22 protein-coding genes and 2 pseudogenes are annotated in these 26,078 nt (G+C 60.1%); 17 read left to right on the top strand and 7 right to left on the bottom strand.

Annotated elements, in window-relative coordinates; all coding sequences use genetic code 11:
- Positions 1 to 39: 39 nt before the first annotated feature.
- On the bottom strand, positions 40 to 1,011 hold the full coding sequence (locus AC1DUP_RS14150) for an alpha/beta hydrolase (RefSeq protein WP_115036905.1): 972 nt from the start codon (positions 1,009 to 1,011) through the stop codon (positions 40 to 42).
- 262 nt (positions 1,012 to 1,273) lie between these two features.
- Between AC1DUP_RS14150 and AC1DUP_RS14145 the strand changes: the two genes are divergently transcribed.
- From AC1DUP_RS14145 to AC1DUP_RS14105, 9 genes are all read left to right on the top strand, one after another.
- Entirely contained in the window at positions 1,274 to 2,221 is a 948-nt protein-coding gene (locus tag AC1DUP_RS14145; protein ID WP_477832935.1) for a GGDEF domain-containing protein, read from the top strand.
- Positions 2,222 to 2,260: 39 nt separating this feature from the next.
- A complete protein-coding gene (locus tag AC1DUP_RS14140) occupies positions 2,261 to 2,614 on the top strand; it encodes a hypothetical protein (RefSeq protein ID WP_477832934.1) in 354 nt (117 codons plus the stop codon).
- Between the two features lie 176 nt (positions 2,615 to 2,790).
- The gene (locus AC1DUP_RS14135) at positions 2,791 to 3,822 is read left to right on the top strand and encodes a LacI family DNA-binding transcriptional regulator (RefSeq protein WP_113296958.1); all 1,032 of its coding nucleotides are present in this window, start codon (positions 2,791 to 2,793) and stop codon (positions 3,820 to 3,822) included.
- 40 nt (positions 3,823 to 3,862) lie between these two features.
- A complete protein-coding gene (locus AC1DUP_RS14130) occupies positions 3,863 to 5,101 on the top strand; it encodes an ABC transporter substrate-binding protein (protein ID WP_115036903.1) in 1,239 nt (412 codons plus the stop codon).
- Between the two features lie 82 nt (positions 5,102 to 5,183).
- Positions 5,184 to 6,095 (top strand): carbohydrate ABC transporter permease, encoded by a 912-nt coding sequence (locus tag AC1DUP_RS14125; protein ID WP_113296823.1) that lies wholly within the window; start codon positions 5,184 to 5,186, stop codon positions 6,093 to 6,095.
- On the top strand, positions 6,095 to 6,958 hold the full coding sequence (locus AC1DUP_RS14120; RefSeq protein ID WP_115036901.1) for a carbohydrate ABC transporter permease: 864 nt from the start codon (positions 6,095 to 6,097) through the stop codon (positions 6,956 to 6,958). The genes AC1DUP_RS14125 and AC1DUP_RS14120 overlap by 1 nt, the downstream gene beginning before the upstream one ends.
- Positions 6,959 to 6,985: 27 nt before the next feature.
- On the top strand, positions 6,986 to 8,914 hold the full coding sequence (locus AC1DUP_RS14115) for a glycoside hydrolase family 127 protein (RefSeq protein ID WP_477832933.1): 1,929 nt from the start codon (positions 6,986 to 6,988) through the stop codon (positions 8,912 to 8,914).
- 1 nt (position 8,915) lies between these two features.
- Positions 8,916 to 9,995, top strand: a complete 1,080-nt coding sequence (locus tag AC1DUP_RS14110; protein WP_115036899.1) for a sn-glycerol-3-phosphate ABC transporter ATP-binding protein UgpC — start codon at positions 8,916 to 8,918, stop codon at positions 9,993 to 9,995.
- Positions 9,996 to 10,126: 131 nt separating this feature from the next.
- Complete coding sequence (locus AC1DUP_RS14105) at positions 10,127 to 10,669, top strand: 3'-5' exonuclease family protein (protein WP_115036898.1); 543 nt, start codon at positions 10,127 to 10,129, stop codon at positions 10,667 to 10,669.
- Between the two features lie 3 nt (positions 10,670 to 10,672).
- Here the strand turns inward: AC1DUP_RS14105 and AC1DUP_RS14100 are convergent, their stop codons facing one another.
- Positions 10,673 to 11,563: a LysR substrate-binding domain-containing protein gene (locus AC1DUP_RS14100; RefSeq protein ID WP_477832932.1), complete on the bottom strand. Its 891-nt coding sequence runs from the start codon at positions 11,561 to 11,563 to the stop codon at positions 10,673 to 10,675.
- A 280-nt stretch (positions 11,564 to 11,843) separates the two neighbouring features.
- On the opposite strand from AC1DUP_RS14100, the gene AC1DUP_RS14095 reads away from it, so the two are divergent.
- Positions 11,844 to 12,833, top strand: coding sequence for an aldo/keto reductase (locus AC1DUP_RS14095; RefSeq protein ID WP_477832931.1), 990 nt, complete (start codon positions 11,844 to 11,846; stop codon positions 12,831 to 12,833).
- Positions 12,834 to 12,840: 7 nt separating this feature from the next.
- Here the strand turns inward: AC1DUP_RS14095 and AC1DUP_RS14090 are convergent, their stop codons facing one another.
- Complete coding sequence (locus tag AC1DUP_RS14090) at positions 12,841 to 13,671, bottom strand: SDR family oxidoreductase (protein WP_477832930.1); 831 nt, start codon at positions 13,669 to 13,671, stop codon at positions 12,841 to 12,843.
- Positions 13,672 to 13,781: 110 nt separating this feature from the next.
- Here AC1DUP_RS14090 and AC1DUP_RS14085 point away from each other — a divergent pair, with 110 nt between their 5' ends.
- On the top strand, positions 13,782 to 14,687 hold the full coding sequence (locus AC1DUP_RS14085; RefSeq protein WP_113307904.1) for a LysR family transcriptional regulator: 906 nt from the start codon (positions 13,782 to 13,784) through the stop codon (positions 14,685 to 14,687).
- Positions 14,688 to 14,699: 12 nt separating this feature from the next.
- On the opposite strand, the gene AC1DUP_RS14080 is transcribed toward AC1DUP_RS14085, so the two are convergent.
- Positions 14,700 to 15,632 carry an AraC family transcriptional regulator gene (locus AC1DUP_RS14080; RefSeq protein ID WP_477832929.1) on the bottom strand — a complete coding sequence of 311 codons (933 nt, stop codon included), beginning with the start codon at positions 15,630 to 15,632 and terminating at the stop codon, positions 14,700 to 14,702.
- Positions 15,633 to 15,752: 120 nt separating this feature from the next.
- Here AC1DUP_RS14080 and AC1DUP_RS14075 point away from each other — a divergent pair, with 120 nt between their 5' ends.
- The gene (locus AC1DUP_RS14075) at positions 15,753 to 16,091 is read left to right on the top strand and encodes a carboxymuconolactone decarboxylase family protein (protein WP_477832928.1); all 339 of its coding nucleotides are present in this window, start codon (positions 15,753 to 15,755) and stop codon (positions 16,089 to 16,091) included.
- Positions 16,092 to 16,162: 71 nt separating this feature from the next.
- Positions 16,163 to 17,119, top strand: coding sequence for a dicarboxylate transporter/tellurite-resistance protein TehA (tehA, locus tag AC1DUP_RS14070; RefSeq protein WP_477832927.1), 957 nt, complete (start codon positions 16,163 to 16,165; stop codon positions 17,117 to 17,119).
- A 13-nt stretch (positions 17,120 to 17,132) separates the two neighbouring features.
- Here tehA and AC1DUP_RS14065 read toward each other — a convergent pair whose 3' ends face one another.
- The 3 genes from AC1DUP_RS14065 to treZ form a co-directional block, all read right to left on the bottom strand.
- Positions 17,133 to 17,957: an endonuclease/exonuclease/phosphatase family protein gene (locus AC1DUP_RS14065; RefSeq protein ID WP_113296961.1), complete on the bottom strand. Its 825-nt coding sequence runs from the start codon at positions 17,955 to 17,957 to the stop codon at positions 17,133 to 17,135.
- 94 nt (positions 17,958 to 18,051) lie between these two features.
- On the bottom strand, positions 18,052 to 19,515 hold the full coding sequence (locus tag AC1DUP_RS14060) for a phospholipase D-like domain-containing protein (RefSeq protein ID WP_115036892.1): 1,464 nt from the start codon (positions 19,513 to 19,515) through the stop codon (positions 18,052 to 18,054).
- A 76-nt stretch (positions 19,516 to 19,591) separates the two neighbouring features.
- A complete protein-coding gene (treZ, locus tag AC1DUP_RS14055) occupies positions 19,592 to 21,412 on the bottom strand; it encodes a malto-oligosyltrehalose trehalohydrolase (protein WP_477832926.1) in 1,821 nt (606 codons plus the stop codon).
- Positions 21,413 to 21,530: 118 nt separating this feature from the next.
- Here treZ and AC1DUP_RS14050 point away from each other — a divergent pair.
- From AC1DUP_RS14050 to AC1DUP_RS14035, 4 genes and pseudogenes are all read left to right on the top strand, one after another.
- Positions 21,531 to 22,171: pseudogene (locus AC1DUP_RS14050) on the top strand (UdgX family uracil-DNA binding protein).
- A 143-nt stretch (positions 22,172 to 22,314) separates the two neighbouring features.
- A pseudogene (locus tag AC1DUP_RS14045) lies at positions 22,315 to 22,491 on the top strand (DUF2934 domain-containing protein); the annotation flags it as partial.
- 479 nt (positions 22,492 to 22,970) lie between these two features.
- On the top strand, positions 22,971 to 23,153 hold the full coding sequence (locus tag AC1DUP_RS14040; protein ID WP_113296836.1) for a hypothetical protein: 183 nt from the start codon (positions 22,971 to 22,973) through the stop codon (positions 23,151 to 23,153).
- A gap of 148 nt (positions 23,154 to 23,301) precedes the next feature.
- Entirely contained in the window at positions 23,302 to 26,019 is a 2,718-nt protein-coding gene (locus AC1DUP_RS14035) for a hybrid sensor histidine kinase/response regulator (RefSeq protein WP_477832925.1), read from the top strand.
- The last annotated feature ends 59 nt before the right edge of the window (positions 26,020 to 26,078 follow it).

Below are 26,078 nucleotides of genomic sequence, written 5' to 3'. Positions count from 1 at the left end.
TTCATCGCTGAATGCCCGGGCCTTTGTGAAAGTCGATGATTATTTTGCGACCTTGCGGTCGAGGAAATCGTGAATGAGCGGCGCCATCTCATCCAGCTTGTCTTCAAGGGCAAAATGGCCGGTATCGAGGATGTGCATTTCGGCGTCCGGCAGATCACGCAGGTAAGGATGCGCACCTTCCTCGGGGAAGATCTTGTCGTTCTTGCCCCAGACGATCAGCGTCGGCGGCTTGCGATCGCGGAAGAAGGCCTGGAACTGCGGGTAGAGCGGAACATTCGTGCCATAGTCATGGAAGAGATCCAGCTGGATATCCTTGTTGCCCGGCCGGTCGAGCAGCGCCTGATCGTGAACCCAATTGTCGGGGCTGATGCGGGTGAGGTCCTTGACGCCGTCCATGTACTGGAACTTGGTCGTCTCAAGAACCACGAGGTTGGAGAGCGCCTCGCGCTTTTCCGTGGAGTCGTCAGCCCAGTAAGCCTTGATAGGATCCCAGAACTCGCGCAGGCCTTCTTCGTAGGCGTTGCCGTTCTGGACGATCAGCCCACTCACCCGTTCCGGATGCTTGAGAGCCAGACGGTAACCGACGGGCGCACCGTAATCCATGACATACATGGCGTACTTCTTGGCACCGAGCTCAGTCATGAGCGTATCGACCATGTCCGCATAGTGGCCGAAGGTGTAGGCGAACTTGGTATGATCGGGCGCATCGCTCTCGCCGAACCCCGGATAGTCGGGTGCGATGACGTGATAGCGGTCGGCCAGCAGTGGGATGAGGTTGCGGAACATATGCGAGGATGTCGGGAAGCCGTGCAGGAGCAGGACGACAGGACCATCGGCCGGACCGGCTTCACGATAGAACATGTTGACGCCATCGATCTTGGCCGAACGATAGTGAACGGTCACCGGCACCTGTTGGGTGATCGCAACCTGCTTGGCAGGAGCGGCTACGGCTTCAGAAAAGGGAGCGAAGCTAGCGGTTGCCAGCATCAGGGAAAGGATCAGTCTGTTCATCTCAGTTCTCCGTTTTGACAAATTCGCCAACAACCCTTGCTGGGTTGGCGCCAACAATAGCCATTCACCGAAATCCGTTAATTGGCGGAATGTGGAAGTTATTATTCCACTTATAGGAAGAATGTCTGACCCATTATGAACCGGGATCGCGATGCAGGCAGCGATGAGGCAATAGAACCATCTGTGCACATGCAGGCCAGCTAACCGTTTCTTCACGTCGGGCAGATAGTTCAAGCCGATAATGATCTATTCTGAGGGCATGATGACCTTGGTTGACACGGAAGCAATGTTGCAAATGGCGCAGCTGATGGAAGCTGCGGGCGTCATGATTGCGGTCTACGATCACGATGACCGGTTGCGTTTTGCCAATCGCGCGTTTCGCGATGCCTGGCTCGTCGCAGACAACGAACAACCGCTCTGGTCCGAGCTGATGCGGCGCAACTTTCACGCCCGCCACGGAACGGTCGTTGCCACAGCCGATTTCGAGGGCTGGCTGCTGTCGACGCTGGCTCGCCGAGGGAAAACCGGCTTTCGCGCCTTCGAAACCGATCTTCACGACGGCCGATGGCTGTGGATGACCGAAACCATGCGGGCCAATGGCTGGATGTTCTGCGTCGCAAGCGACGTGACATCGATCCGCTCCGATCAGAGGACGCTGCGGCAAGACCGCGACAGCGCGATCAAGGCATCCCAGACCGACGATCTGACGGGCATTCCGAGCAGACGCTTCGTAATGGCAAAGCTTGAGGAGTTGGTGCGCCACTATGGCGACCAGCAGGAGAAGGTCGGTTGCCTTGCCGTCCTCGACATCGACAATTTCAAATATATCAATGACCGTTTCGGCCATACCGCGGGCGATGCCGTTCTGAAGGATTTCGCGGCCACCCTGCAGAAAATGGTGCGCAAGACCGATATTCTTGGCCGCGTCGGCGGCGAAGAATTCGTTCTTGTCCTTCCGAACACGGTTCCCGAGGAAGCGGCTGAGATCGTCAATCGCATGCTGGTCGCCGTCAGACAGTCGCACCCGCTGGCCGACCAACTCAGCTTCCGCTACAGTTTTTCCGCAGGCATTTCCTGTGTCATGAACGGAGACTATGCCAATGACATCTATCGAAGGGCCGATTTGGCGCTTTATGCGGCCAAAATGAGAGGCCGCGACCAGATCGGCATTGATCCCCATGCACACCCGCTTGGTCGACGCAAATCATAGCCGGGGCCTGCCGGCAGGGTCATAAATCAGGGAGTTTCAATGGTCGAAAAGATTGCACCCACCTCGCCCACCGTAGCTTCCTCGGCGACACATGTGAACCATAGTACCTCGATCGGCTCCGAACCTGACAATGCCTGGGTCGCCGAGCGACAGGCAAAGATCACCGCCGGCAGTGGGAAAAAAGACGATCACCATACCGCTGATGGCGAAGAAGATCGCATCGATGGTGATGATGATCCGGCAGCGGAGCGGCATCTCGACCATCATTCCACGCATCCCCGTGCGGAGGCCACAGATCCGGGCGAAGAACGCCTGTCCGGCGAGAGCGAGCGCATCGGCACCGGCAACCTTGATGACGACGTTCCGTTCGGCGACCACGTCGGATATCTGTAAGTGGTTGAGCGCGCACACTGACAAGCCTTGCAGGGCTTAGCTCCGATCAGAAGCCGGCTCATCATTGAAGCCGATCCTACCCCTCCTCGTCAGTCGCGGCTCGATCAGCGGTAGTTGAGAAAACCTTTTCTCACTTGACAATTTCCATGAGAAAAGGTTTTCTCATCGCAAGTTCGATGGAGGAGCGACTGGACACGACGGGAAAAAGAGACCGGATCACAATTCACGATGTCGCGGCTGCTGCCGGAATCAGCATCTCGACCGCATCGAAGGCATTAAACGACACGGGCAGGATGGGATTGGAAACGCGCGAGCGGGTCAAGCGCATCGCGGCGGAGATCGGGTACAGGCCGAACGCCCTGGCAAGAGGCCTGCTCAGCAAGCGCAGTTTCACGATCGGGCTTCTCACCAACGATACTTATGGCCGTTTCACGCTGCCGGTCATGGCGGGCATATCGGATGCTCTCGTCGATCACGGCGTTTCGGTCTTTCTGTGCGCGATCGAGGAGGATCCGACCCTTGCGCAGATTCACGTAGAGGCGATGCTCGACAAACAGGTCGACGGCATCATCGCAACCGGAAAGCGTCTGGACAGACGGTTGCCGCTCGACCTGTCGAATTTGAACGTGCCTGTCGTTTACGCCTTTACGGAGGGAGCGCCGGGAAGCGTGACGTTCCGCTCCGATGATGCGCAGGGCGCCCGGCTTGCCATCGAATGGCTGGCAAAGCTCGGGCGCAAACGGATCGTGCATGTCACCGGACCGGAGAATTTCTTCTCGGTGCGCGAGCGCGCCGATGCCTATCGCAAGGTTGCAGGAGAAGAGCGGCCAGTCCTGTTCGGGGTCTGGTCGGAAAACTGGGGCCACGAAGCCGTTGCGAGATTATGGAGCGGCAGCGGCGAAAAGCCCGACGGCATCTTCTGCGGCAACGACCAGATTGCGCGCGGTATCATCGATGCACTGCGCGAACGCGGCATCAGGGTGCCGCAGGACGTTTCGGTGGTGGGATTCGACAATTGGGAGATTGTCGCCGCCCAGACCCGGCCGCCGTTGACGACGGTGGATATGGAACTGAAGGAACTGGGGCGGCAGGCCGGATTGACGGTTCTGGCGCTTGCTGAGGGACGCTCGGTGGAGCCCGGCATCAGGAAATTGCCATGCCGTCTCGTCGTGCGGCAATCATGCGGGGGCGACACCCTCGGAATATAGCAACGGCGCGAAGGAGACGCGCCAACTTGGGAGGAGAGTCATGATGAAGCGTCTATTGGTGGCAACCAGTATTGCCACACTCTGCCTGGTATCGACAGCATCAGCTGCCGAAAAGATCGAAATGTGGGTTCGCACGGGCATCGGAGATGCCTTCAACAAGGTTGTCGAGGCTTATAATTCAAGCCACGAAAACCAGGTGGTCACGACCGAGGTGCCCTTCGGCGAACTGGTGCAGAAATACGCAACCGCAATCGCCGGCGGCCAGGCGCCCGATGCCCTGTCGATGGACCTCATCTATACCCCGGCATTCGCTGCCGCAGGTCAGCTCGAGGACCTGACCGACTGGGCCAAGGGCCTGCCCTATTTCAATTCGCTGTCACCGTCGCATGTCAAACTCGGCACTTATCAGGACAAGATCTACGGCTTGCCGCTGTCAGTCGAAACCTCTGTCTTCGCCTGGAACAAGGACCTCTACAAGAAAGCCGGCCTCGATCCTGAAAAGGCTCCGGCGACCTGGGAGGAAATCGAGGCGAATGCCGAAAAAATCCGCAAGCTCGGCGACGATACCTATGGCTTCTACTTCTCGGGCGGCGGCTGCGGCGGCTGCATGATCTTCACCTTCACCCCGCTCGTCTGGGGCGCTGGTGCCGATATCCTCTCGGAGGATGGCAAGACCGCGACACTCGATACGCCGCAGATGCGCAAGGCCGTCGATTTCTACCGCGACATGGTGAAAAAGGATCTCGTTCCTGCAGGCGCTGCGAGCGACAACGGCACGAGCTTCCTAAGCTTCACAAATGGCAAGATCGGTCAGCAGAGCCTCGGCGCCTTTGCAATCGGTACCCTGGTCACCCAGTACCCTGATATCAACTTCGGTGTAACGTTGATCCCCAGCGTCGACGGCAAGACTTCGTCTTTTGCCGGCGGCGATAATTTCGTCATCACCAAGGGCACGAAGAAGATCGACGCGGTCAAGGAATTCCTCGAATATATCTATTCGATGGACGGCCAAAAGGTCATGGCAAAATACGGCAGCCTGCCGACGCGTGGAGACATTGCCGATCAGGTTCTTGCCGGGCTCGATCCCCGCATGCAGGTGGGCCTGAAGGCGATCTCCGTTGCCAAGACACCCTACACGCTGCAGTTCAACGATCTGATCAATAGCGCCAATGGGCCCTGGGCGACTTTCACCAACGCCGCAATCTTCGGTGACGACGTCGATGGCGCCTTCTCGAACGCTCAGTCCGAGATGCAGTCCATCATCGACAGCGGCCAATAACTCTCCCGGCCGTGGGCCGGGGGACGGTGGCAGTTCCCCGGCCGATCTACAGACTGATCATTCGTAAGATGCGGAGGTTTCGATGACCGGTTCCGGTCCGCAGCGCACGCGCGCTGTCCGAAAACGGCGGAGGTCGCAATGGCGCGGCTTTCTTTATATCGCGCCAGCCATGGCGCTTGTCATCGTCTTCTTCGTCATGCCTGTTCTCTTCACGGGATGGATGAGCCTGCATAACTGGCCACTGATGGGCGCCTCCCGCTGGATCGGCTTTGCCAATTATATCCGCATGTGGAACGACAGCCGCTTCATGGCGGCCCTGAATTTCACCGCCTACTACACAGTGATCGTTACCATCGCGATCTTTGCGGTGGCCTTCCCGCTGGCGATCTTCGTCGAGAAGGAGCGTCGCTTCGTCAGCACCTACCGGACAATTATCTTCCTGCCTGTGGTGGTCGGCCTCGCGACTGCTTCGCTGCTCTGGGTCTGGCTTGCCAATGTCGATAGCGGCTTCTTCGGCCCGGCCCTTCGCGCACTTGGCCTTGTCGAGCGAAGCCCCAATATCATGGCAAGCTTCGACACCGCCTTCGCAACCATCATCGTCATGGTCGTCTGGAAAATTGCGGGCTTTACGATGATCATCCTGCTGACCGGCCTGCAGGCCATTCCGTCCGAACTGACGGAGGCGGCCCGTATCGACGGCGCCGGTCGCTGGCAGCGCTTCCGGCATCTGACCCTTCCGCTGATGCGAAAGACGATTGCGCTGGCGCTGATCGTCTCGGTCACCGGCTCGATCCTCGCCTTCGACCAGTTCTACATCATGACGTCAGGCGGGCCGCAGAACAAGATGATCTCGGTCGTCTACTACATCTTCAACCAGTCCTTCGTGTCCTTCAATCTGGGCTACGGATCCGCCCTTTCGATCGTGCTTCTGGCGATCCTCGTTGCGATCTCCGTCGTCCAGCTCTGGCTGCTGCGTGTCGGGGAGGAACGTTGATGGGCTCTTCGAGACAACGCCGCGCCCACAAGCGCTTCAGGTCGCAATCGGCCTACCATGTGGCCGGTATCGCCATTTCGATCTTCTTCCTGGCGCCTTTCATCATCACGCTCTTTGCCTCCTTCCGGCACGGTACGGAATCGAGCCTGCCGCCGTTGCCGCCATGGCCAACGACTGGGGTCAGCTTCGATGCCTATGCGCTGCTCGATACATTCGGCGCCGGAATCTGGCGGCACATGATCAACTCGCTCTTCGTATCGCTGGCAACGGTACTGCTGACGGTAGCGGTCAGCCTGCTTGCTGGCTATGGCTTCTCGCGCTACCGCTTCCCGCTGAAGAATGCGCTGTTCGTCTTGATCATTGCGACGCTGATGATCCCGTTCCAGTCGATCCTGACGCCGCTCTTCATCATTCTTGCGAAGCTTGGCCTCAACAACTCGCTGCTGGGGCTGACGCTGGTCTATGTGACGCTGCAACTTCCGTTCTCCGTCTTCATGATGCGCAACGCTTTCGACGCCGTGCCGAAGGAGATCGAGGAGGCGGCGCGCATCGACGGCGCGCGTGACATGAGGCTGCTTGTCCGTGTGCTTCTGCCCCTGGTTCTGCCAGGTATTGCGACGGTCGCAATCTTCGCCTTCCTGAATGCCTGGAACGAATTCCTGGCCGCCCTCGTGCTGCTCTCCAGCAACGAGAAATACACGCTGCCCGTCCTCATGACGGCGGTGCGCGCCGGACGCCTCGGCGCCATCAACTGGGGCGCGGTTCAGGCCGGTGTCGTCGTCATGACGATCCCCTGCCTGATCGTCTTCCTGCTCCTGCAACGCTACTACATGCGCGGGCTGATGGCCGGCGCAGTGAAATGATGACCTTTCAACGAAATGGATGAAACCATGAACAAGCTGAAGAGAGACCGCCAGTTCCGTCCCCTGCCCGTGCCGAGCGTCGAGCTGCATGGCCTGTTCGGCGATCGCCAGGATGCGATCTGCGATTCTACCGCCGAAACGCTACTCGACCGCTGCGTCGAAGCCGGCATGCTGCAGGCCATCGACGTGAACCAGCCAAGCCCGGGCGTCGTCATTCCGATCGGCCCCTGGGGCGGCACGACGCAGATGTTCTGGGACAGCGATCTCGGCAAGTCGATCGAGACCGTGGCCTATTCGCTCTACCGCCGGCCCAATGCGAAGCTCGAGGCCCGTGTCGATGAGATCATCGACATGTATGAGAAGCTGCAGGACAAGGATGGCTATCTGAACGCTTGGTTCCAGCGCGTGCAGCCCGGCCGCCGCTGGACGAACCTGCGCGACCACCACGAGCTCTATTGCGCCGGACACCTAATCGAAGGCGCCGTCGCTTACTATCAGGCGACCGGCAAGAAGAAGCTGCTCGACATTATGTGCCGCTACGCCGATTACCTCATCAACGTCTTCGGCCACGGCCCCGGCCAGATGCCCGGCTATTGTGGCCACGAGGAGGTCGAACTGGCGCTGGTCAAGCTGGCACGCGTGACGGGCGAGAAGAAATATCTCGACCTCTCGAAGTTTTTCATCGATGAGCGCGGCACCGAACCACACTTCTTCACCGAAGAAGCGGCCCGCGACGGGCGCAGCGCCGCAGACTTCCACCAGAAGACCTATGAATATGGCCAGGCGCATGTGCCGGTGCGCGAGCAGAAAAAGGTTGTCGGCCATGCCGTGCGCGCCATGTACCTCTACGCCGGCATGGCCGATATCGCGACCGAATATAATGACGACACGCTGACGGCAGCGCTCGAAACCCTCTGGGACGACCTGACAACCAAGCAGATGTACGTCACCGGCGGTATCGGCCCAGCGGCTGCCAACGAAGGTTTCACCGACTATTACGACCTGCCGAACGAGAGCGCCTATGCAGAAACCTGCGCCTCGGTCGGCCTCGTCTTTTGGGCAAACCGCATGCTCGGTCGCGGTCCGAACCGCCGCTATGCCGATATCATGGAGCAGGCGCTCTATAATGGCGCCATGGCGGGCCTTTCGCTCGACGGTACGCGGTTCTTCTATGAGAATCCCTTGGAAAGCGCCGGCAAGCATCACCGCTGGATCTGGCACCATTGCCCCTGCTGCCCGCCGAACATCGCACGCCTGCTGGCCTCCGTCGGCTCCTATATGTATGCGATCGCCGAGGATGAGATTGCCGTCCACCTCTATGGGGAGAGCAAGGCGCGCTTCGATCTCGCCGGCGCCAAGGTCGAGCTTTCACAGCAGACGCGTTACCCTTGGGATGGCGCGATCCAATTCGACCTGACGCTGGATCGCCGCGCTCACTTCGCGCTGTCGTTGCGGATCCCGGAATGGGCTGACGGTGCGACGCTTTCTGTCAATGGCGAAAAGCTCGATCTGGCATCCGTGCTGACGGATGGTTACGCGCGTATCGAACGCGACTGGAAGAGCGGCGATAAGGTCGATCTCTCCATACCGTTGACGGCCCGCAAACTCTTTGCCAATCCGCTGGTGCGCCAGGATGCCGGCCGAACGGCGCTGATGCGCGGTCCGATGGTCTATTGCGTCGAGGAAACCGACAACGGCGCCGGACTGAACGGCATCTCGCTCTCCGCCGATATCTCGCAGGCCAAGACCTCCGAGATATCGGGCCTACGCGGCGCCGTGGCCCTCGAACTTCCCGTCAGCCGTGATGCGGCCGACTGGGGTTCTGCGCTCTACCGCACCTCTCCGCCGGCGGCAAAACAGTCGAGCGCACGTTTCGTGCCCTATCCTTTCTGGGATAATCGCGAACCGGGCGAAATGCTCGTCTGGGTCAGAGCGGCCGAGGCGCGCGGTGAATAATATGGCGGATACGGGCGTCGTACTGACCGAAATTCGCAAGAGTTTCGGCAATCTGGAAGTCATCCATGGCATCGACCTGACCATTGCAGAAGGGTCCTTCGTCGTGTTCGTCGGCCCTTCGGGATGCGGGAAATCGACGCTTCTGCGCATGATTGCCGGACTGGAGGACGTGACGGATGGCGAGATCGAGATCAAGGGACGCAATGTCACTGATCTCGATCCTTCCGATCGCGGCATCGCCATGGTCTTCCAGTCCTACGCGCTCTATCCGCATATGAGCGTGCGCGACAATCTCGCCTTCGGCCTGAAGATGGCGCGAACGCAGGTCTCGGAAATCGAGACCCGCGTCAAGGCGGCCTCGGCGATCCTGAAGATCGACCACTTGCTCGACCGCCGGCCAGGGCAGCTCTCCGGCGGCCAGCGGCAGCGCGTGGCGATCGGCCGCGCGATCGTGCGCAAGCCGGAAGTCTTCCTTTTCGATGAGCCGCTGTCGAACCTCGACGCGGAACTCCGCGTCTCGATGCGCATTGAAATCGCTAGGCTCCATCGCGAGCTCGGCAATACGATGATCTATGTCACACACGACCAGACCGAGGCCATGACGCTCGCCGACAAGATCGTCGTACTGCGCGATGGCCATATCGAACAGTCGGGAACACCACGCGAGATCTACGAACGGCCGAACAATGTCTTCGTCGCAGGCTTCATCGGTTCGCCGCGCATGAACCTACTCGAGGCAAGCTGGCCAGGCGACGGCAGCATCATGGTGGCCGGCAATCGGATCCGGGCGCCGATCGGCGGCGACGCCCTGACGGCAGGCCAGAAGATCACTCTCGGGGCGCGGCCTGAACATCTGGGCATCGTTGCGGGACCACAGGATGACGTATTGCTGGCCAGGGTTGATTTCGACGAATATCTCGGCGGCACGCAATTCCTCTATTGTCAGCTTGGAGATGGTCAGCCGCTAACCGTCGAATACAGGGGATCTGGTGACATCCAGACCGGTAGCCAGCTCGCCTTCACCTGCGATCCCGCCCATCTGCACGTCTTCAACGCCGACGGCATGCGGCTCGACAAATAAGCGCAGGCAGCTGTAGGCTGCGTCCTGTTCGCTCGACCCGGTCCTGACGCTTGAATAGGTGTCGGGGCAGTGAGCACGGTCGATCGGGACAAAACTTTCGCTGGAGGACAGCGCCCGCCTGTCGCACTACATTGATCGTCTTCCTGGATTTCGAGGCCTCGTCCCTCAGCAAGAAAAGCGTTCCGATCGAAATTGCCTGGGTGTTCGAAGACGGTCGCTCCCGCTCGGCGCTGATCCGGCCCGCCGCCGACTGGGACGACTGGGCAGCCGATGCAGAAGCAATCCATGGGATTTCGCGGCAGTTGCTTGCATCGGAAGGCGAGCCGGTGGAGCAGGTCGCCAGTGAAATGGTCGAGGTTTTGACCGGGCATGATCTCTATGCCAGTGCCCCTTCGTGGGATGGAAAATGGCTGAGCGTTCTCCTGCGCGCCGCCGGCTTTCCTCGGCATGCCCTCCGGCTCGGCAAGTCACGTGACGCCTTTACGGCCGCGGCGCGTGAATTAACGGGAGCGACCATCACGGAGACAGAGCTATCAAAGCTCATCGACGGCATCGTCGAGGAAAGCAAAACGGCAGTCCCGGCGCATCGCGCATTGGCAGACGCCGCGCTTGAGCTTACCCGATGGAAGCTTGTCCGCGAGGCGGCCAAGAAGCGGATGGCGACAGGCGGGTAGAGGTCAGTGCTTGTGAAAGCTCTCGGTCACCCAGCGCGCAAAATCCGCAGCTGCGGGCGCAAGACGGTCGAAGCTGCGGGCAACCAGCCAATAGGCGCCATTCGGAACAGTGAGGTCGAAGAGCTGACGCAAGCGGCCGGCCCGGATTTCCTCCTCTGCAAAGGCTTCGTCCAGGAGTGCAACGCCCTGGCCGCGCAGGGCCGCCTGCAGAACGAGCCCGTCATCGGCATAGACTGGCCCCGTCGCTGTCTCGGGCATGGCGATGCCGGCCGCCTCGAACCACCGGCTCCAGGCGTCGCGGGTTTCCTCATGCAAAAGCCCGTAAGTAAAAATGTCATGCGGAGAGGAGATCGGTGGGCCACGCTCCAGAAGATCGGAGGCGATCACCGGCACCATGCGGACATCGATCAGGTGCCGGCTTTCTGTCCGCGGCCATGCGGTGACGGTGGCGCTGTGCCTGATCGCAATCTGCGCCTGGCCGGTACGGAATTCGATCGTCCGCGGATCGGCATCGAGCGATATCTCGACGTCAGGATGGAGTTTGCGAAATTCCGGCAGCCGAGGCACGAGCCAGCAAGCGGCAAAGGAGGGTTCGACGCTGACTTTCAGATCCGCAGACACTGAAGCTCCACGGATATCCTCCAGGCACTGGTCGATCCTGTCTAAGGAAGGGGTGAGCACGGCAAGCAGCTTCCGGCCGCTTCCAGTTAGGATGACACTTCGATGGCGCCGCTCGAACAGCGGCTCACCCAATACCTGTTCCAGCTCGCGGATCTGTCGGCTGACGGCGGCCTGCGAGATGAACAGTTCCTCGGCCGCAAGCGTGAAGCTCTCGAGCCGTCCCGCGACCTCGAAGCTTCGCAATGCCGTCAGCGGCAGCCGACCACGCTTCATCCCATAACCTCAAGTCATCCGAAGTCAACGATAAGCTCGTTTGAAGACCGGGCGCAAGGGGAGGAGAACAACAGAGAAAGGAGAGAAGCTATGTGGAAGCAGATCGTCTCCATCCTGATGGATGCCATTCGCCTCGTCACCTTCACATCGGACGACAAAGATAACCGGCGGCACGGGGACTACTGAACGCTCACGCAGCTTATCGGGATTTTCGCGCATTCATAATCCTGCGCCGGGGTCTATATAGACCTCTCCTTACTTTAGAAGCAGGAGCATCGCGATGCAGAAGCGCAAACTCGGCAGCCAGGGACTTGAAGTATCGGCCATCGGCCTCGGATGCATGGGCATGAGCCAGTCCTACGGGCCGGCCGATGAGACGGAATCCATCGCAACCCTTCACCGCGCCATCGAACTCGGCTGCACTTTCCTCGATACAGCCGAGGTTTACGGCCCCTACAAGAATGAGGAACTGCTCGGTCGAGCTCTCAAGAGCCGTCGTAACGAGGTGACGCTGGCCACAAAATTCGGCTTCCGCCTGGAAGACGGCAAGCAGGTTGGCACCGAGCGTGACAGCCGGCCGGAAACCATTCGGGGCGCCGTCGAAGGTTCGCTCAGGCGCCTCGCCACCGACCACATCGACCTCATCTACCAGCACCGCGTCGATCCGGCTGTTCCGATGGAAGATGTCGCCGGCACGGTCGCTAAGCTTGTCGAGGAAGGCAAGGTTCGCTACTTCGGCCTCTCCGAAGCCGGTGTCGCTAATATCCGCCGCGCCCACGCCGTCTTTCCAGTGTCGGCCGTGCAGAGCGAATATTCGCTGTGGGAGCGCAATCTGGAAGCCGACGTCATCCCGGCTTTGAAGGAGTTCGGCATCGGCCTCGTTCCCTTCAGCCCGCTCGGCCGCGGCTTCCTGACCGGCGAGGTGAAGCGCGCCGAAGACTATCCGGAAGGCGATTTCCGTCGCGGCGATCCGCGCTATCAGGGCGAGAACTACGACGCCAATGTCCGCGCGGCAGATGCCGTGCGCGCGGTCGCATCCTCGCTCGGCGTCAAACCCGGTCAGGTGGCGCTCGCCTGGATCCTGCACAAGGGCAGCGATTTCGCGCCGATCCCGGGCACCAAGCGCCGCACCTATCTGGAAGACAATATCGCCGCCGCCGACATCGCGCTCAACGCCGAACAGATGAAGGCGCTCGATGAAGCGCTTGCCCCCGGCAAGGTCGCAGGCAAACGCTACAACGATACGATCATGTCCACCATCGATCGTTGACGGCGGCTCAGGCGTCGATATCGGTCGACAGCGTGATATCCTTCTGCGCGTCCAACTCGGCAAGCCGCTCGGTCAGCCCCTTGCGGATCGACTGATAGGTCGTGCTGCCGAGCGCGATCCGCTTTGGCGCCGGTTGCTTTCCGGCCGCCGCGATCATCGCGTCGGTCATTTTCACAGGATCGCCCAGGATCTTGAACGAACCATCGGCAATCGCGCGGCGCACCTGACCGGCCGGTGTATCGTCATAAACATCCATCTGTGGCGGCCTGACGAGGCCAGCGCCGAAATCCGTGCCCGCAGGCCCAGGCTCGGCAATGGTGATGTCGATGCCGAAGGGGGCGACCTCTTGCGCCACGGCCTCGATGAAGCCTTCGATCCCCCATTTGGTGGCGTGATAGAGGCTGAAATTCGGATAGGCGATCTGCCCGCCTTCCGAGGCAACCTGCAGGATGCGGCCGCCGCCCTGCCGACGCAGATGCGGCAACGCGGCCCGGATCACCTGGATGGAGCCGATCAGGTTGGTATCGATCTGATGGCGAATCTGTGCATCACTCACCTCTTCTGAGGCGCCGAACAGGCCATAACCGGCATTGCTGACAACGACATCGATGCGTCCCATCTGCTCGAAGGCGGCGTCGACGACTGCATGAACGGCCCGGTCATCGGTGACGTCGAGGGTCGCGACCCAGAGCCGTTCGCCATACTGCGCTTCAAGGTCAGCCAGGGCTTCGCGCTTGCGCAAGGTTGCGGCGACGCGATCGCCGCGCGCCAGCAGTTTCTCAGTCATGATCCGGCCGAAACCGGAGGATGTGCCTGTGATGAACCATGTCTTTGTCATCGTCTCCACCTTTCTGATGCCGCTGGATCGCGGCTTGATGAAAACGAAGATAGAGACGATTATTGATGTGATAATCCGTTCAAATCCGTATGAGCTGTTGAAAAATACCCATGAGTTATCGGCCGACACTTGATGACCTCAATGCCTTCTCGGCAATCGTCACCCATCGCAGCTTCCGCAAGGCGGCCGGCGAACTCGGCCTCTCACCGTCGACGCTCAGCCATATGATGCGCAACATGGAGGCACGCATGGGCGTGCGCCTGCTGCATCGCACGACGCGCAGCGTCGCGGCCACCGAAGCCGGCAAAATGCTTCTCGACAGGCTGAAACCGGTCTTGCGCGATCTCGATCTGGCGCTGGATGCCGTCGGCGAATTCGGAGGTCAGCCGAGCGGTACGCTGCGCATCAACGCCAGCGAAATTGCCGCCCGCGTGCTGTTGAATGGCGCCATTCCTCTCTTCCTCGAACGCTATCCGGAGATATCGCTCGATATCGTCACCGAAAACCGGCTGGTCGATATCGTCGGCGAAGGCTTCGATGCCGGCATCCGCCTTCGGGAATCCGTGCCGCTTGATATGATAGCGGTCGAATTCGGCGGCGAAGCACGTTTCCTCGCGGTTGCCTCACCAGCTTACTTGAAAGATCACAAGCGACCGAAGACGCCTGAAGACCTCAAGCGCCACCGCTGCATCCGCCTGCGTATGCCGAGCGGCAAACTCTACCGCTGGGAGTTTGAGAAACATGGCCAGGAAGTGACTATCGAAGTATCGGGCGCCCTGACGCTCGATCATGTAGAACTGATGGCGGAAGCGGCGGTCAAAGGGCTCGGCATCGCCTATGTGCCGGAAAGGGTCGCGCGGCCCTATCTTGCCAGCAGCGAGGTTATCTCTGTTCTTGACGACTGGTGCCCGTCGATCCCCGGACTCTGCCTCTATTATCCCGGTCACAGGCACGTGCCGCAAAGCTTGCGCGCCTTCATATCCGTGCTGACGGAAGTCGAGCGGCAAGGTGCTTAGCCTCCCCGCACATCACCCCCGCCCATTCTGTCTCGCCTTTTCAGCAGAGCGGAAGCGCGCCGGCGTTATGCCGCGTCTTGCCTTGAAAGCCTTGCCGAAGGCGGCTTCGGATTCATAACCGACCTCTGCAGCGATATCTGCAACGGTCCGGCGCGTCCTGAGCAGCTGGTCACTCGCCAGCATCATCCTGATATCGGTCAGGAACGCGCCGACCGTCATTCCCGCGCGCTCGCGAAATTGCCGGGCATAGGTAGCCCGCGACATGGCCGAATGACGGGCAAGATCGTCGATCGTCCAGCCAAAGGCCGGCGAGGACATCATTGCCACGACGGATTTGCCGAGCCTGGCATCCCCGAGCAATTGCAGCAGCCCCGTGGACGCGACGGGCGAGACCTTGCCGGCCCTCACTGCCATGATGAAAAGCGAGAGACAGGTCGCGGTGATGATCGCCAATGCTCCCGGCCTCTCTTCAGCGGTCTCCCTATAGAGCATGGCGACCAACGTCTTCAGCAGCTCCTCCGACTCCTCGGTGAGCGATACGTGAAAGACGTCAGGCAGGCTATCGAGCAGCAAGGCAGCAGATCCCGGTGCGCAATCGAAATGACCACAGAGCAGGTCGACATCGGCCTCGCCTTCGCCGTTTTCGCGCAAAGGCAGCATGCCACCCACGGCGATGCGCAGGGGCCGTGCTTCGCCGCCTGGCCGCAAGCCAACGATCGCATGCGCATCCCCGCGCGGCAACAGCAGGAAATCGCCAGAGCGCAAGGTGACTTCACGACCGGAGCCGAGGCGAATGAGGCAATCGCCGCCGAGGATCAGATGAAACGGTAGCGTACCTGCTGCAACGGATTCGTGGTCGATATGAAACGCGCCCTGCAGCCGGCAGCGAATGTCGAGCGTCGGCTGCAGGCGGGCGAGTTCGATAAGGCGGCTTAAAACATCCATGAGACGATCGCGCTAGAAAATGACTTTTTTGAGCATTCAAACTATCACCTTTAACGGTCATAGTCACTCCCAACAGCCGAGGCAATCACGCCGTCGCTGATATGAGAAGGAGTGATTTTCATGTTGGATTGGAAGGAATATCGCGGCGAACTCCTGGGCCGGATCGGCGAAATCGCCAAGATTGTGCCAGAGACAATCAAAGGCTATCAAACCCTTTCGACCGCAGGACAGAAGACCAACCATATAGACGCCAAGCAGCGCGAGCTGATCGCCCTTGCCGTGGCCGTAACCGTCCGTTGCGATGGCTGTATTGCCGTACATACGACCGAAGCCCAGAAGGTCGGCGCCACCAAAGAGGAAATTGCTGAGGCTCTCGGTGTCGCGATCTCCGTTAATGCTGGTGCCGCTCTTGTCTATTCGGCCCGCGTGATGGACGCTGCCGACGCCATTGCAAAGTAAACGTCCAAAGTGAACCGCTTGCCGCACCGGCAGGGCAAATGACCCTGCCGGACCAATCCGGAGAAACGAACATGTCGCTCCCCCGCATACCCGCTGCATTTTTCGGCATTGTTCTTGGCGTTGTCGGGCTCGGCAACAGCTGGCGCGCCGCCGCTGCCATCTGGCCGGTTCCGGCCAGCGTGGGCGAAGCCATCAGCCTTCTTGGCTTTGCCATCTGGCTCGTCCTCATCGTCCTCTACGCCGCGAAATGGTTTGTCGCGCCGAAGGAGGTGACGGCGGAACTTGAACATCCCATACAGTGCTGTTTCGTCGGTCTGATCGGCGTCGCGACCATGCTGGCGGGACTTGCTATTCTTCCTTATTCGCGCATCGCAACTGAAGTTCTGTCTCTGGCGGGGTTCGCCATCACCCTGTTTTTCCTGCTCTGGCGAACCGGGCTGCTCTGGCGTGGTGGGCGTGATCCGGTCACCAACACCCCGGTTCTTTATCTGCCGACTGTTGCAGGTTCTTTCGTCACTGCCATCGCGGCCGGCACGCTTGGTTATGCCGACTGGGGCCAGCTCGCCTTCGGCGCCGGTTTCTTTTCCTGGCTGGCAATCGAGTCTGTATTGTTGCACCGGCTGCTGATGGCGCCGGAGCTGGCAGCACCACTGCGGCCGACCCTCGGCATCCAGCTCGCTCCGCCCGCCGTCGGGAGCGTCGCCTATCTGAGTGTGACGACCGGCGCGCCCGATATGCTCGTGCACGCCATGTTCGGTTACGCCATCCTGCAGGTCCTGATCATCGGCCGCCAGTTGCCCTGGATCATGCAGCAACCCTTCGCCGGCTCCTATTGGGCCTTCACCTTCGGCCTCACCGCGCTTTCGACAGCAGTGCTGCGCATGACGGCGCGCGGCGACACCGGCGCGATCAGCGAGCTTGCGCCCGTTATCTTCGTGCTCGTCAATATCGCGCTTGCGATCATTGCAGTCGGGACGCTCTGGCTGCTGGTGAAAGGCAAGCTTCTTCCTGCTCCTGTCCAGGCCTGAGAGCCCAACGGCTTTAGGCGCTTGCTACTTCCTGCTGCAGATCGACCACCGCCTTGATCGGCAGGTGGTCGGACGCCATGCGGGCGAGCGGGGTGTCATGCACCTCTACCACGGAGATGATGCCTTCCCGGTTGGCGATGATGCGGTCGAGCGCCAGGACGGGCAGGCCGGCAGGAAAACTCGGAACGGCAGGAGGCAACGGACCAAAAGCCGTCTGGAAACTATTGAGGGACGAGCGGTCGCCGAGCCGCCATTCGTTGAGATCGCCAAGCAGGATGGTCGGCATTTCATGCCGGTCGCTGATGAGATCGACCAGCATCTTTGCCTGTTGCGCCCGCGAGTGACGCAGCAGGCCGAAATGGGCAGCGATGATGCGTAGCTTCCCGCCGGCTTCGAGCTCGATTTCGGCAACCAGCGCGCCGCGCGGCTCCAGCCCCGGCAGCTTCACCTGATGAACATCATGGACCAGGCCCTTGCGGACGAGCACCACATTGCCGTGCCAGCCATGCGCTTTCACCGCCCCTGAGATCGGAACCGGAACGAGCCCGGTTTCGCGTTCCAGGCGGGCGAGATCGAGAATGCCCGTACGCTCGCCGAAACGCGTATCGGCCTCCTGCAGCGCGATGACGTCGGCATCGATCTCATGGATGACACGGCTCGTGCGTTCGGGATCGAAGCGTCGGTCGGTGCCGACGCATTTATGGACATTGTAGGAAGCGATCAGAGTGCCGTCATTGCGCGGTTTCGGCCCCGCACGCCAGGTCTCAACGCGCTTCTTCCTGTTCTTGATAGAGGCCATGATACTGGCGGGGAGACTGTCTTTCTTCTTGGCTTGCATCGGAAGGAACGCCGGCTCCATTGCTCGGAAAGCTCTTTTTCAGGATTATAGGCAACGCAGCAAAACTTGCCATGCCGCAATCACGAAAACTCGATCAAAGATATGGCGAACCCAGCCACAGCACCTTTTCGAGCAGCCTCACCAGGAAGGGTCGCGACCACAGCCCCTCGAGTGTAACCGGTGTGGCAGACTTTATGGCATCGTCGATGCGCTCATCGATTTCGGCAGCAAAACCGGCATTCAGCACTTCGAGATCGATCTCGAAATTCAGCCGGAGCGAGCGCGGATCGAGATTGGAGGAGCCGACATAGGCCCAGGTTCCATCGATCGAGAGCAGCTTGGAATGGCTGAAGCTGCCGGTCGAACGCCAGATGCGGCAGTAGTTCTTGACGATCTGGTCAAACTGCGCGGTCATCGCCCGGTCGACCAGGACGAGGTTGTTGGCGGCAGGCACGACGATATCTACCTCCACGCCGCGACGGGCCGCTGTCGTTAGTGCACTGATCAGCTCCCGATCCGGCAGAAAGTAAGGCGACATGATCCGGATGGACTGGCGCGCAACGGAAAAAGCGCCCATCAGCATTTTGTGGTTCGTCTCAACGCTCCGGTCCGGCCCGGAAGCGACGATGCGCATGAAGACCGGATCGCCGCGCTTGCGCTCCGGCCGGTCGATGCGCCAGGCCTCGCCGTTCAGGACTTCGCCTGTGGTGAAACGCCAATCCTCGGCGGCCAAATCGAAGAGATCGGCAACTGCCGGGCCGCTGACACTGAAATGCGTGTCATGGGCAAAGCTCCCCCCGACCGCTTCCTCGCTGAAGCCTTCACGGATATTCATGCCGCCCGTCAGCGCGATCTTTCCATCCGCGATCAGGATCTTGCGGTGGGTGCGCAGGTTCGCGTAGGGCAGCCTGAGACCCATGATGACGTTGCCGTTGAAGACATCGACCGTCACCCCGCCCTCCTGCAGACGGCCGAGAATACTCGGTACCGAATAGCGCGCACCGACCGCATCGATCAACACGCGCACCTCCACGCCGCGCCGGACGGCTGCAATCAGCGCATCGGCGATGCGAAGCCCGATCCGGTCGCGGTCGAAGATATAGGTTTCGAGCAGGATGCTGCGTTCGGCGGTTTCGATCGCCGTCTTCATCGCCGCATAGGCTTCGTCGCCGTTTTCCAGCATGTCGATGGTGTTGCCGGTCGTCAGCGGATAACGGGTGACGCGATCACCAAGTGTCTGCAGGGCTGCAAAGCGGCGGCCGAACTGGCTGATGACGGCATCGGTCTCCGCGTCGAATTTTTCGAGCTCGTCCAGATCGGCGGCAGGCAGCAATGCGTCGCGGCGAAGGCTCAGCGACTTGCGGCGGATGCGGTTGATGCCGGCAATCATGTAAAGCAGGGCGCCGATGATCGGCGAGAGGATGATGACGCCCACCCACCCGATCGCCGCCCGGACCTCTTCCTTGGTCATAGCAGCATGGATCGCCGCCGCTGCCCCCATGGCAATCGAGATGACGAAGAGGATATGCGGCCAGTAGGTCGACAACAATTGAAACATCGCCACAAGATATAACCGCGAAGCGTCTGCGTTCAATCAGTCCGCGGCCCGCTCTCAACGCGAAATTTTCAGTTGTTTAATTCGCCGGCTCAACATCGACGGCAAAGACGACGGAATGTGGGGGCAGCGCGCCATCCTCGGCAGGCTTTCCTGTCTTGCCGTAGCGCTCATAGATCACCGTCCCGGCGACCGACGGCAAGATAAGGGCCTGCCCCGATAAATTGGCGCGCAGAGCCAGCGTCAGATTGGCGAACTTCCACGACACGGCGACCGCCCCTTCCGGCGCTTCAAGCACGTCACTGCCGATGGCCCAGCTCTGCCACAGCAGCGGCACGATATAGGTTTTCCGCAGCGCCAGGAGCTCCGAGACGAATGCCAGGTTTTTCCGGCCCTCTTCGCTCTCGCGCAATTGCCAGTCAAGTTTCGAATTCTCGAAGGTCGAAAAGGCATTTGGATCGGGCAGATCGGCCAGGGACCTTTCGGCCTTCAATCCGCCAAAACCCTCGGCTTCCGCCATACGACCCTCGCGGACTATTTTGGCGAGCTCGCCCGTGTAATCGGTGAAGAAATAGAAGGGCTGCCTCTCCCTATATTCCTCCCCCATGAAGAGAAAGGGAATGTGCGGTGAGAGCAGGAGTATCGCTGTCAACGCATCCAGCATATCGGGATCGGAAAGGCTTACCAGCCGCTCGCCGAAAGCGCGGTTGCCGATCTGGTCGTGGTTCTGCAGGAAATCGACAAAGGCGGTCGGCGGCAGGTAGCGACGCTCCCCGACGGGCAGTTCCGGCGGATCGGTTCGATCAGGATAGATAAAGCCGTGCTGAAGCGCGATGCGGAGCTTATGCCAGAGCTGATCGGCGAAAGGCTTGTAGTGGCCGATCGTTTCACCGGTCGCGATGATGTGCGCGACATGATGAAAATCATCGTTCCATTCGGCCTCGTAGGCTTTGGGAGCGCCGCTCTCGTCACGGTCCAGCAACTCCACGAGATTGCGCTGGTCTTCGACGACGAGATGGACCTGCCTGTCGGCGAAGGCGGCTTTCACTTCGTCGGCCATAGCCGACAGCACATGCTTTTCGGACGTGTCGTGGATTTGCTCCACGGCATCGAGCCTGAGCCCGTCCAGCCGGAACTCGTCGATCCAGTAGATCGCATTCTCGATGAAAAAGTGCCGTACCGGATTTCGCCCGAAATCGATTGCCGCCCCCCAGGGCGTTTCCCGGTCTTCGCGGAAGAAGCCCGGCGCATAGCTGGGGAGATAATTGCCCTCGGGTCCGAAATGATTGTAGACGACATCGAGCAGCACCATGATGCCAAGGCCATGCGCCGTATCGATGAAGGCCTTGAAATCGGCCGGCGTGCCATAAGCGCAATGCGGCGCATATTGTAGCACACCGTCGTAACCCCAGCCGCGATTGCCGGCAAATTGCGCAACCGGCATCACTTCGACAGCCGTGATGCCGGTTTCCGCGAGATGCGTGAGCTTCTCCGCCGCAGCACGGAACGTACCCTCGGGCGTAAAGGTACCGATATGGATTTCGCTGATGATCGCCTCTTCCCAGGGGCGGCCGCGCCAGCCAGAATTCTGCCATTGATAGCGGGGATCGACGATCAATGATGGGCCATGCACATCCCCTGCCTGCCTTCGCGACGCCGGGTCCGGCACAGCCCTTCCGTCCGGAAGAACGAACATGTACTCGTCGTCGGCAGATGCCTCCACCACAATTACCTCGAACCAACCGTCGCCAATATGCTCCATCGAGATATCTCGACCGCGATGCCGCAGCGATAGCGCGTCCGCGCCTGGCGCCCAAAGGCAAAAACGCGCGCCGTTGCCCTCAATGAGCTTTGCGCCCCAGCGCGCCGTGATCCTGCCAGTCTGTGAAATCTGGTTCATCCCTCACCCCGTCTGATTTCCATCAGCATCAAATTCCTGAGGCTGCGCGTTGTTCCGAACAGACAGGACCAATCCGGAGCGCGATCGGTTGAAGGTGAAAAGCCAAGGGATCGCCGTCATGAACGTCGCACCGAAATTCGGTCCTGCCTTCACGCTTGAAAGCGCCGACGCCGCCAACCTCGATCCGCTCGAACGTCAGGCGGAAGCCTGCACGCGCTGCGACCTCTACAAGAACGCAACCCAGCTCGTCTTCGGTGAAGGATCGCAAAAGGCCGATATCATGCTTGTCGGCGAACAGCCCGGCGACAAGGAGGATATTGCAGGCCACCCTTTGTCGGCCCGGCCGGACGCCTGCTCGACATCTGTCTCGAGGAGGCTGGGCTCGAGCGCTCGCGATGCTACTTCACCATTGCGGTCAAGCACTTCAAGTTCGAGACTCGCGGCAAGCGCCGCTTGCATTCGAAGCCCAACACGGGGGAGATCCAGCGCTGCTCCTGGTGGCTCGGGGCTGAAATCAACCTCGCGCAGCCGAGTCTCCTCGTCGCGCTCGGTGCGACCGCACTTTATTCTCTCCTTGGCTCAAAGGTGAAACTGATAGCCTCACGCGGTCCCATCCTCACGCCGGAGAACCGTCCGCCGGTTCTCGTGACCATCCGCCCTTCCTTCCTCCTGCGGATTCGCAAGGAAGAGGATTTCGCGCTCCAGCGTGCGAATTTTATCGAGGAGTTGCGCCACGCTGTCCAATATCAAGGCAACTAGAACGAGTTGTTGCCTATAAAGATTGCAACGCAAAAATATTTCCGACAGACTTGGCAAATCCACTTGAAACCGGCCCCATAGTCTGGAACCTTTTTCAAAGGTATCGCGTTCGAACGACGGCATGTTGTGACTGGAGATCAGCGATGGCAGAAACTCGGGACGAGTGGATAAAGAAACGTGCATATGCCCTCTGGGAAGAAGAGGGGCACCCGATGGGAAGGGATTCCGTCCATTGGGAACAAGCAAGGGCCGAGCATGACGCACTCAAGGGGGCTTCAAAATCTCCAAACGGCAAGGAAGTGAAACCTAGGGCGAAGCGTGCGGCCGCAGCCAAGACGGCGGCACCGGCAACTGAGGTCACGAATGGCGGCGAAGCCAAGAAACATGCCAAACAGGCGGCAGCAAACACAAAGACCGACGGCATCGTCAAACCCGCCCCGAAGCGGACAGCCCTACGCAAATCGGCTTCCTGACAGCAAATACAATTGCAGTGAAAGAGGGCGCTCTGAATAGCGCCCTTTGGCCCGTTTTGTCATAAGTTTGAATTGGTTTCACGCTAAGAAGTTCATGAAGCGCCAGCTTCTGTGCGGGGGTGACCACAAGCCGAATGAAACGTCCGTCTGGACAGCTTTGTAAAAAAGCTGCGTCCACCCCTCGAAACGGGGAACAGGAACCTCTTCCGTTTGTTTCTGGCAACAGGCAAACGGAGGACGTCGCCATGAACAGCTGTTTTGCTGCTATCATACCGGTCCGCGTGGCCTGCGCCGGTGGTTTTCAAGCGCGGGTGTAGGGGATGGAGATGTCGCTTCTTTTCATCGCCGCCCTGCTCTACGTCGGCTTCGCGCTCGGCCTGATCCTTTTTGTCGATAATATAGTCGGCATATTTTTCCGTGATCCGCGCAAACCAATCCAGTTTCGATCTTTCGTGTTAAGTCGCGCTTTTGCCGCCTCGCAGAAACTGGACCCGAAGCAGGAAATATAAACGCCTTGGCTGAAGGAATCGGAGCTTTGCCCGGTTAACGATATTTGTAGCTCGGCCTTTCCCTTATGTCCCACGCCTCTATTTTGTCGACATGGACCGGCAAGCCCGGTGCGGACTATGCCGCAGCAATGAATGAAAGCGATTTTTGATGGCACGGGTTGGGGGCCGCTGGCCAGAAGGCGATAGCGAAATCGGCAATCTGCTGCGCCGGGGAAACATAGACGCAGCCGGCATCGGGCCGGTCGAGGCATGGCCAAGTTCCCTCAAGCACATCGCGGAAATGGTGGTCAATTCACGCCAGCCGAAATTCGTCGCCTGGGGTTCGGAACTCGCCTTTATTTACAACGACGCCTATGTCGCGATCTTCCCCGAACGGCATCCTGCATCCCTCGGAAAACCCTTCCACAAGGTCTGGTCGGATATCTGGCCGCAATTCGAGCCGATCGTGCAGGCAACGCTCGATGGACGGTCGCAGCTCTACAAGGAACTTCTCGTTCCCATGAGGCGCGAAGGCCAGACGGAGGACACGTGGTTCACCTTTTCCTATACGCCGCTACGGGACGACGACGGCAAGGTCGCCGGCATTCTCTGCGCGACAATGGAAGTGACGGACCAGGTGCTTGGCAAACGCCGCGAGCGCATCGCGCTGGATGAGGCGCGAAAAAAATCCACCACACTCGCTGTTGTCAATCGCGCCGGTGCGGCAATCACGGCCGAGCTTAACGTCGATCGCCTGACACAGATCGCCGTCGATGCCGGCGTGACGTTGACGGACGCCGAATTCGGCGCGTTCTTCTACAATGTCGATGATGGTGAAGGCGGCAGTTACATGCTTTACGCGCTGTCTGGTGTTGAACGGAAACATTTCGACAGGTTTCCGATGCCGCGCAACACCAAGGTCTTTGCGCCGACTTTCAACGGCGAGGGCGTCGTACGCTCCGACGATATCCTGCTTGATCCGCGCTACGGGCAGAATGCGCCGCATTCCGGCATGCCGAGCGGCCACCTTCCTGTGCGCAGCTATCTCGCCGTTCCGGTCAAGTCGCGCGACGGCAGCGTCATTGGTGGACTGTTCTTCGGTCACAGCCAGCCCGCCCGCTTTTCGGATGCGGCAGAGGCAAGCCTCGTCAGCCTGGCGGGCCAGTCTGCCGTCGCAATCGACAACGCCAGGCTCATCCGCGCTGCAGAGGTCGAAATCGCCCAGCGCCGCGGTGCCGAGGACCAACTCCGTAAGCTGAACGAAACGCTTGAGGTTCGCGTCGCCGCCGAAATCCTCGAACGCCAGCAGGCGGAAGCAGCCCTGCAGCAGGCGCAGAAGATGGAATCGATCGGCAAGCTCACCGGCGGCGTAGCCCACGATTTCAACAATCTGCTGCAGGTCATTTCAGGCAATCTCCAGCTTCTCGGCAAGGATGTGACGAATAACGGCCGAGCCAAGGAGCGCATTGCCAACGCGCTATCCGCCGTCGAGCGCGGATCGCGGCTCGCCAGCCAGCTTCTCGCCTTCGGCCGCCGCCAGCCCCTGGAGCCGAAGGTGATCAATATCGGCCGCCTCGTCTCTGTCATGGATGACATGCTGCGCCGCGCGCTGGGTGAGGAAATCGAAGTGGAGACCATGGTCTCCGGCGGCCTCTGGAACAGTTTTGCCGATCCGATCCAAATTGAGAACGCACTGCTGAACCTTGCGATCAACTCACGTGATGCAATGGATGGCGCCGGCAAACTGACGATCGAAGTGGGCAATGCCTTTCTCGACGATTCCTATAGCCGCACTCATCCGGAGGTCGCAGCCGGCCAATATGTGGTGCTCGCCGTCACCGACACCGGCTCAGGCATGCCACCGGAGATCATCGAGCAGGCTTTCGAACCGTTCTTCTCCACCAAACCGGAGGGTAAGGGTACCGGTCTCGGCCTTTCCATGGTCTACGGTTTCGTCAAGCAGTCCGGCGGCCATGTGAAGATCTACAGCGAGATCGGAGAAGGCACGACGGTGAAGCTTTATCTTCCCCGCTCCTTCCAGAGCGAGGACCGGATAGCCACTGGCGACAATGTTCCCGCAACCGGCGGCACCGAGACTATTCTGGTCGCCGAGGATGATGAAGGTGTGCGTACAACCGTCGTCGAGATGCTGACCGATCTCGGCTATTACGTCCTGAAGGCCAAGGATGCGCAGAGCGCGTTGACCGTGATCGAGAGCGGCGCGCATATCGACCTGCTTTTTACCGACGTCGTCATGCCTGGTCCGCTGAAGAGCCCTGAACTCGCGCGCATGGCCCGCGAGCGGCTGCCCAACGTCGCCGTGCTTTATACGTCAGGCTATACCGAAAACTCGATCGTCCATGGCGGCCGGCTGGATCCCGGCCTGGAGCTCCTCTCCAAGCCCTATACACGCGAGGCCTTGGCGCGAAAAGTCCGCCACGTCCTCGTCAATCAGCCACAACGCCGCCAGAGCAACCCGGTGCCGCTGCCAGACAGCGCGCAGCCGCGCGACATCGTCCAGGCCAAGCTGAAACTTCTGTTGGTCGAGGATGATGCCTTCATCCGCATGGATACAGCCGAAATCCTGCGGGACCTCGGCTATGACGTGATCGAAGCCGACAGCGGCGAACAGGGCATCGAACTCCTGCACAGCACGGATATAGATATCGTCGTTGCCGATGTCGGCCTGCCGGGCATTTCCGGCCCGGCCTTAGCAGCGCTGGCGCGCGAAGCCTTCCCTTCGGTCGGCCTGGTCTTTGCGACCGGCAACAGCAATCTGCCGGATGCGAACCGTTTTTCCGGTTCTGTGCTGCTGCCAAAGCCGTTTACCACTGCAGCACTCGACCGCGCAGTGAAGACCGCTGCCAGCCAGCGCCCCATAGCATAGAGCCCCTGACTGCCTCGGGTCTTCGAGTTCCGGAAATTTGCCGAACTGGTGGCGGCGGG

This window comes from Rhizobium sp. 01L419, assembly GCF_056400025.1.
Note: the sequence above shows the minus strand (reverse complement) of the source record. Positions and strands in the feature narration are given on the sequence as shown.

Excerpts from the sequence above, each read along its gene's own strand:
- AC1DUP_RS14065 (WP_113296961.1), bottom strand. The coding sequence starts at position 17,957 with ATGCAAGCCAAGAAGAAAGACAGTCTCCCCGCCAGTATCATGGCCTCT.
- AC1DUP_RS14110 (WP_115036899.1), top strand. The coding sequence starts at position 8,916 with ATGGCGGATACGGGCGTCGTACTGACCGAAATTCGCAAGAGTTTCGGC.
- treZ (WP_477832926.1), bottom strand. The coding sequence starts at position 21,412 with ATGAACCAGATTTCACAGACTGGCAGGATCACGGCGCGCTGGGGCGCA.
- AC1DUP_RS14150 (WP_115036905.1), bottom strand. The coding sequence starts at position 1,011 with ATGAACAGACTGATCCTTTCCCTGATGCTGGCAACCGCTAGCTTCGCT.
- AC1DUP_RS14115 (WP_477832933.1), top strand. The coding sequence starts at position 6,986 with ATGAACAAGCTGAAGAGAGACCGCCAGTTCCGTCCCCTGCCCGTGCCG.
- AC1DUP_RS14035 (WP_477832925.1), top strand. The coding sequence starts at position 23,302 with ATGGCACGGGTTGGGGGCCGCTGGCCAGAAGGCGATAGCGAAATCGGC.
- AC1DUP_RS14075 (WP_477832928.1), top strand. The coding sequence starts at position 15,753 with ATGTTGGATTGGAAGGAATATCGCGGCGAACTCCTGGGCCGGATCGGC.
- AC1DUP_RS14080 (WP_477832929.1), bottom strand. The coding sequence starts at position 15,632 with ATGGATGTTTTAAGCCGCCTTATCGAACTCGCCCGCCTGCAGCCGACG.
- AC1DUP_RS14125 (WP_113296823.1), top strand. The coding sequence starts at position 5,184 with ATGACCGGTTCCGGTCCGCAGCGCACGCGCGCTGTCCGAAAACGGCGG.
- AC1DUP_RS14060 (WP_115036892.1), bottom strand. The coding sequence starts at position 19,515 with ATGTTTCAATTGTTGTCGACCTACTGGCCGCATATCCTCTTCGTCATC.
- AC1DUP_RS14090 (WP_477832930.1), bottom strand. The coding sequence starts at position 13,671 with ATGACAAAGACATGGTTCATCACAGGCACATCCTCCGGTTTCGGCCGG.
- AC1DUP_RS14095 (WP_477832931.1), top strand. The coding sequence starts at position 11,844 with ATGCAGAAGCGCAAACTCGGCAGCCAGGGACTTGAAGTATCGGCCATC.
- AC1DUP_RS14085 (WP_113307904.1), top strand. The coding sequence starts at position 13,782 with ATGAGTTATCGGCCGACACTTGATGACCTCAATGCCTTCTCGGCAATC.
- AC1DUP_RS14130 (WP_115036903.1), top strand. The coding sequence starts at position 3,863 with ATGATGAAGCGTCTATTGGTGGCAACCAGTATTGCCACACTCTGCCTG.
- AC1DUP_RS14040 (WP_113296836.1), top strand. The coding sequence starts at position 22,971 with ATGTCGCTTCTTTTCATCGCCGCCCTGCTCTACGTCGGCTTCGCGCTC.
- AC1DUP_RS14145 (WP_477832935.1), top strand. The coding sequence starts at position 1,274 with ATGACCTTGGTTGACACGGAAGCAATGTTGCAAATGGCGCAGCTGATG.
- AC1DUP_RS14140 (WP_477832934.1), top strand. The coding sequence starts at position 2,261 with ATGGTCGAAAAGATTGCACCCACCTCGCCCACCGTAGCTTCCTCGGCG.
- AC1DUP_RS14135 (WP_113296958.1), top strand. The coding sequence starts at position 2,791 with ATGGAGGAGCGACTGGACACGACGGGAAAAAGAGACCGGATCACAATT.
- tehA (WP_477832927.1), top strand. The coding sequence starts at position 16,163 with ATGTCGCTCCCCCGCATACCCGCTGCATTTTTCGGCATTGTTCTTGGC.
- AC1DUP_RS14100 (WP_477832932.1), bottom strand. The coding sequence starts at position 11,563 with ATGAAGCGTGGTCGGCTGCCGCTGACGGCATTGCGAAGCTTCGAGGTC.
- AC1DUP_RS14120 (WP_115036901.1), top strand. The coding sequence starts at position 6,095 with ATGGGCTCTTCGAGACAACGCCGCGCCCACAAGCGCTTCAGGTCGCAA.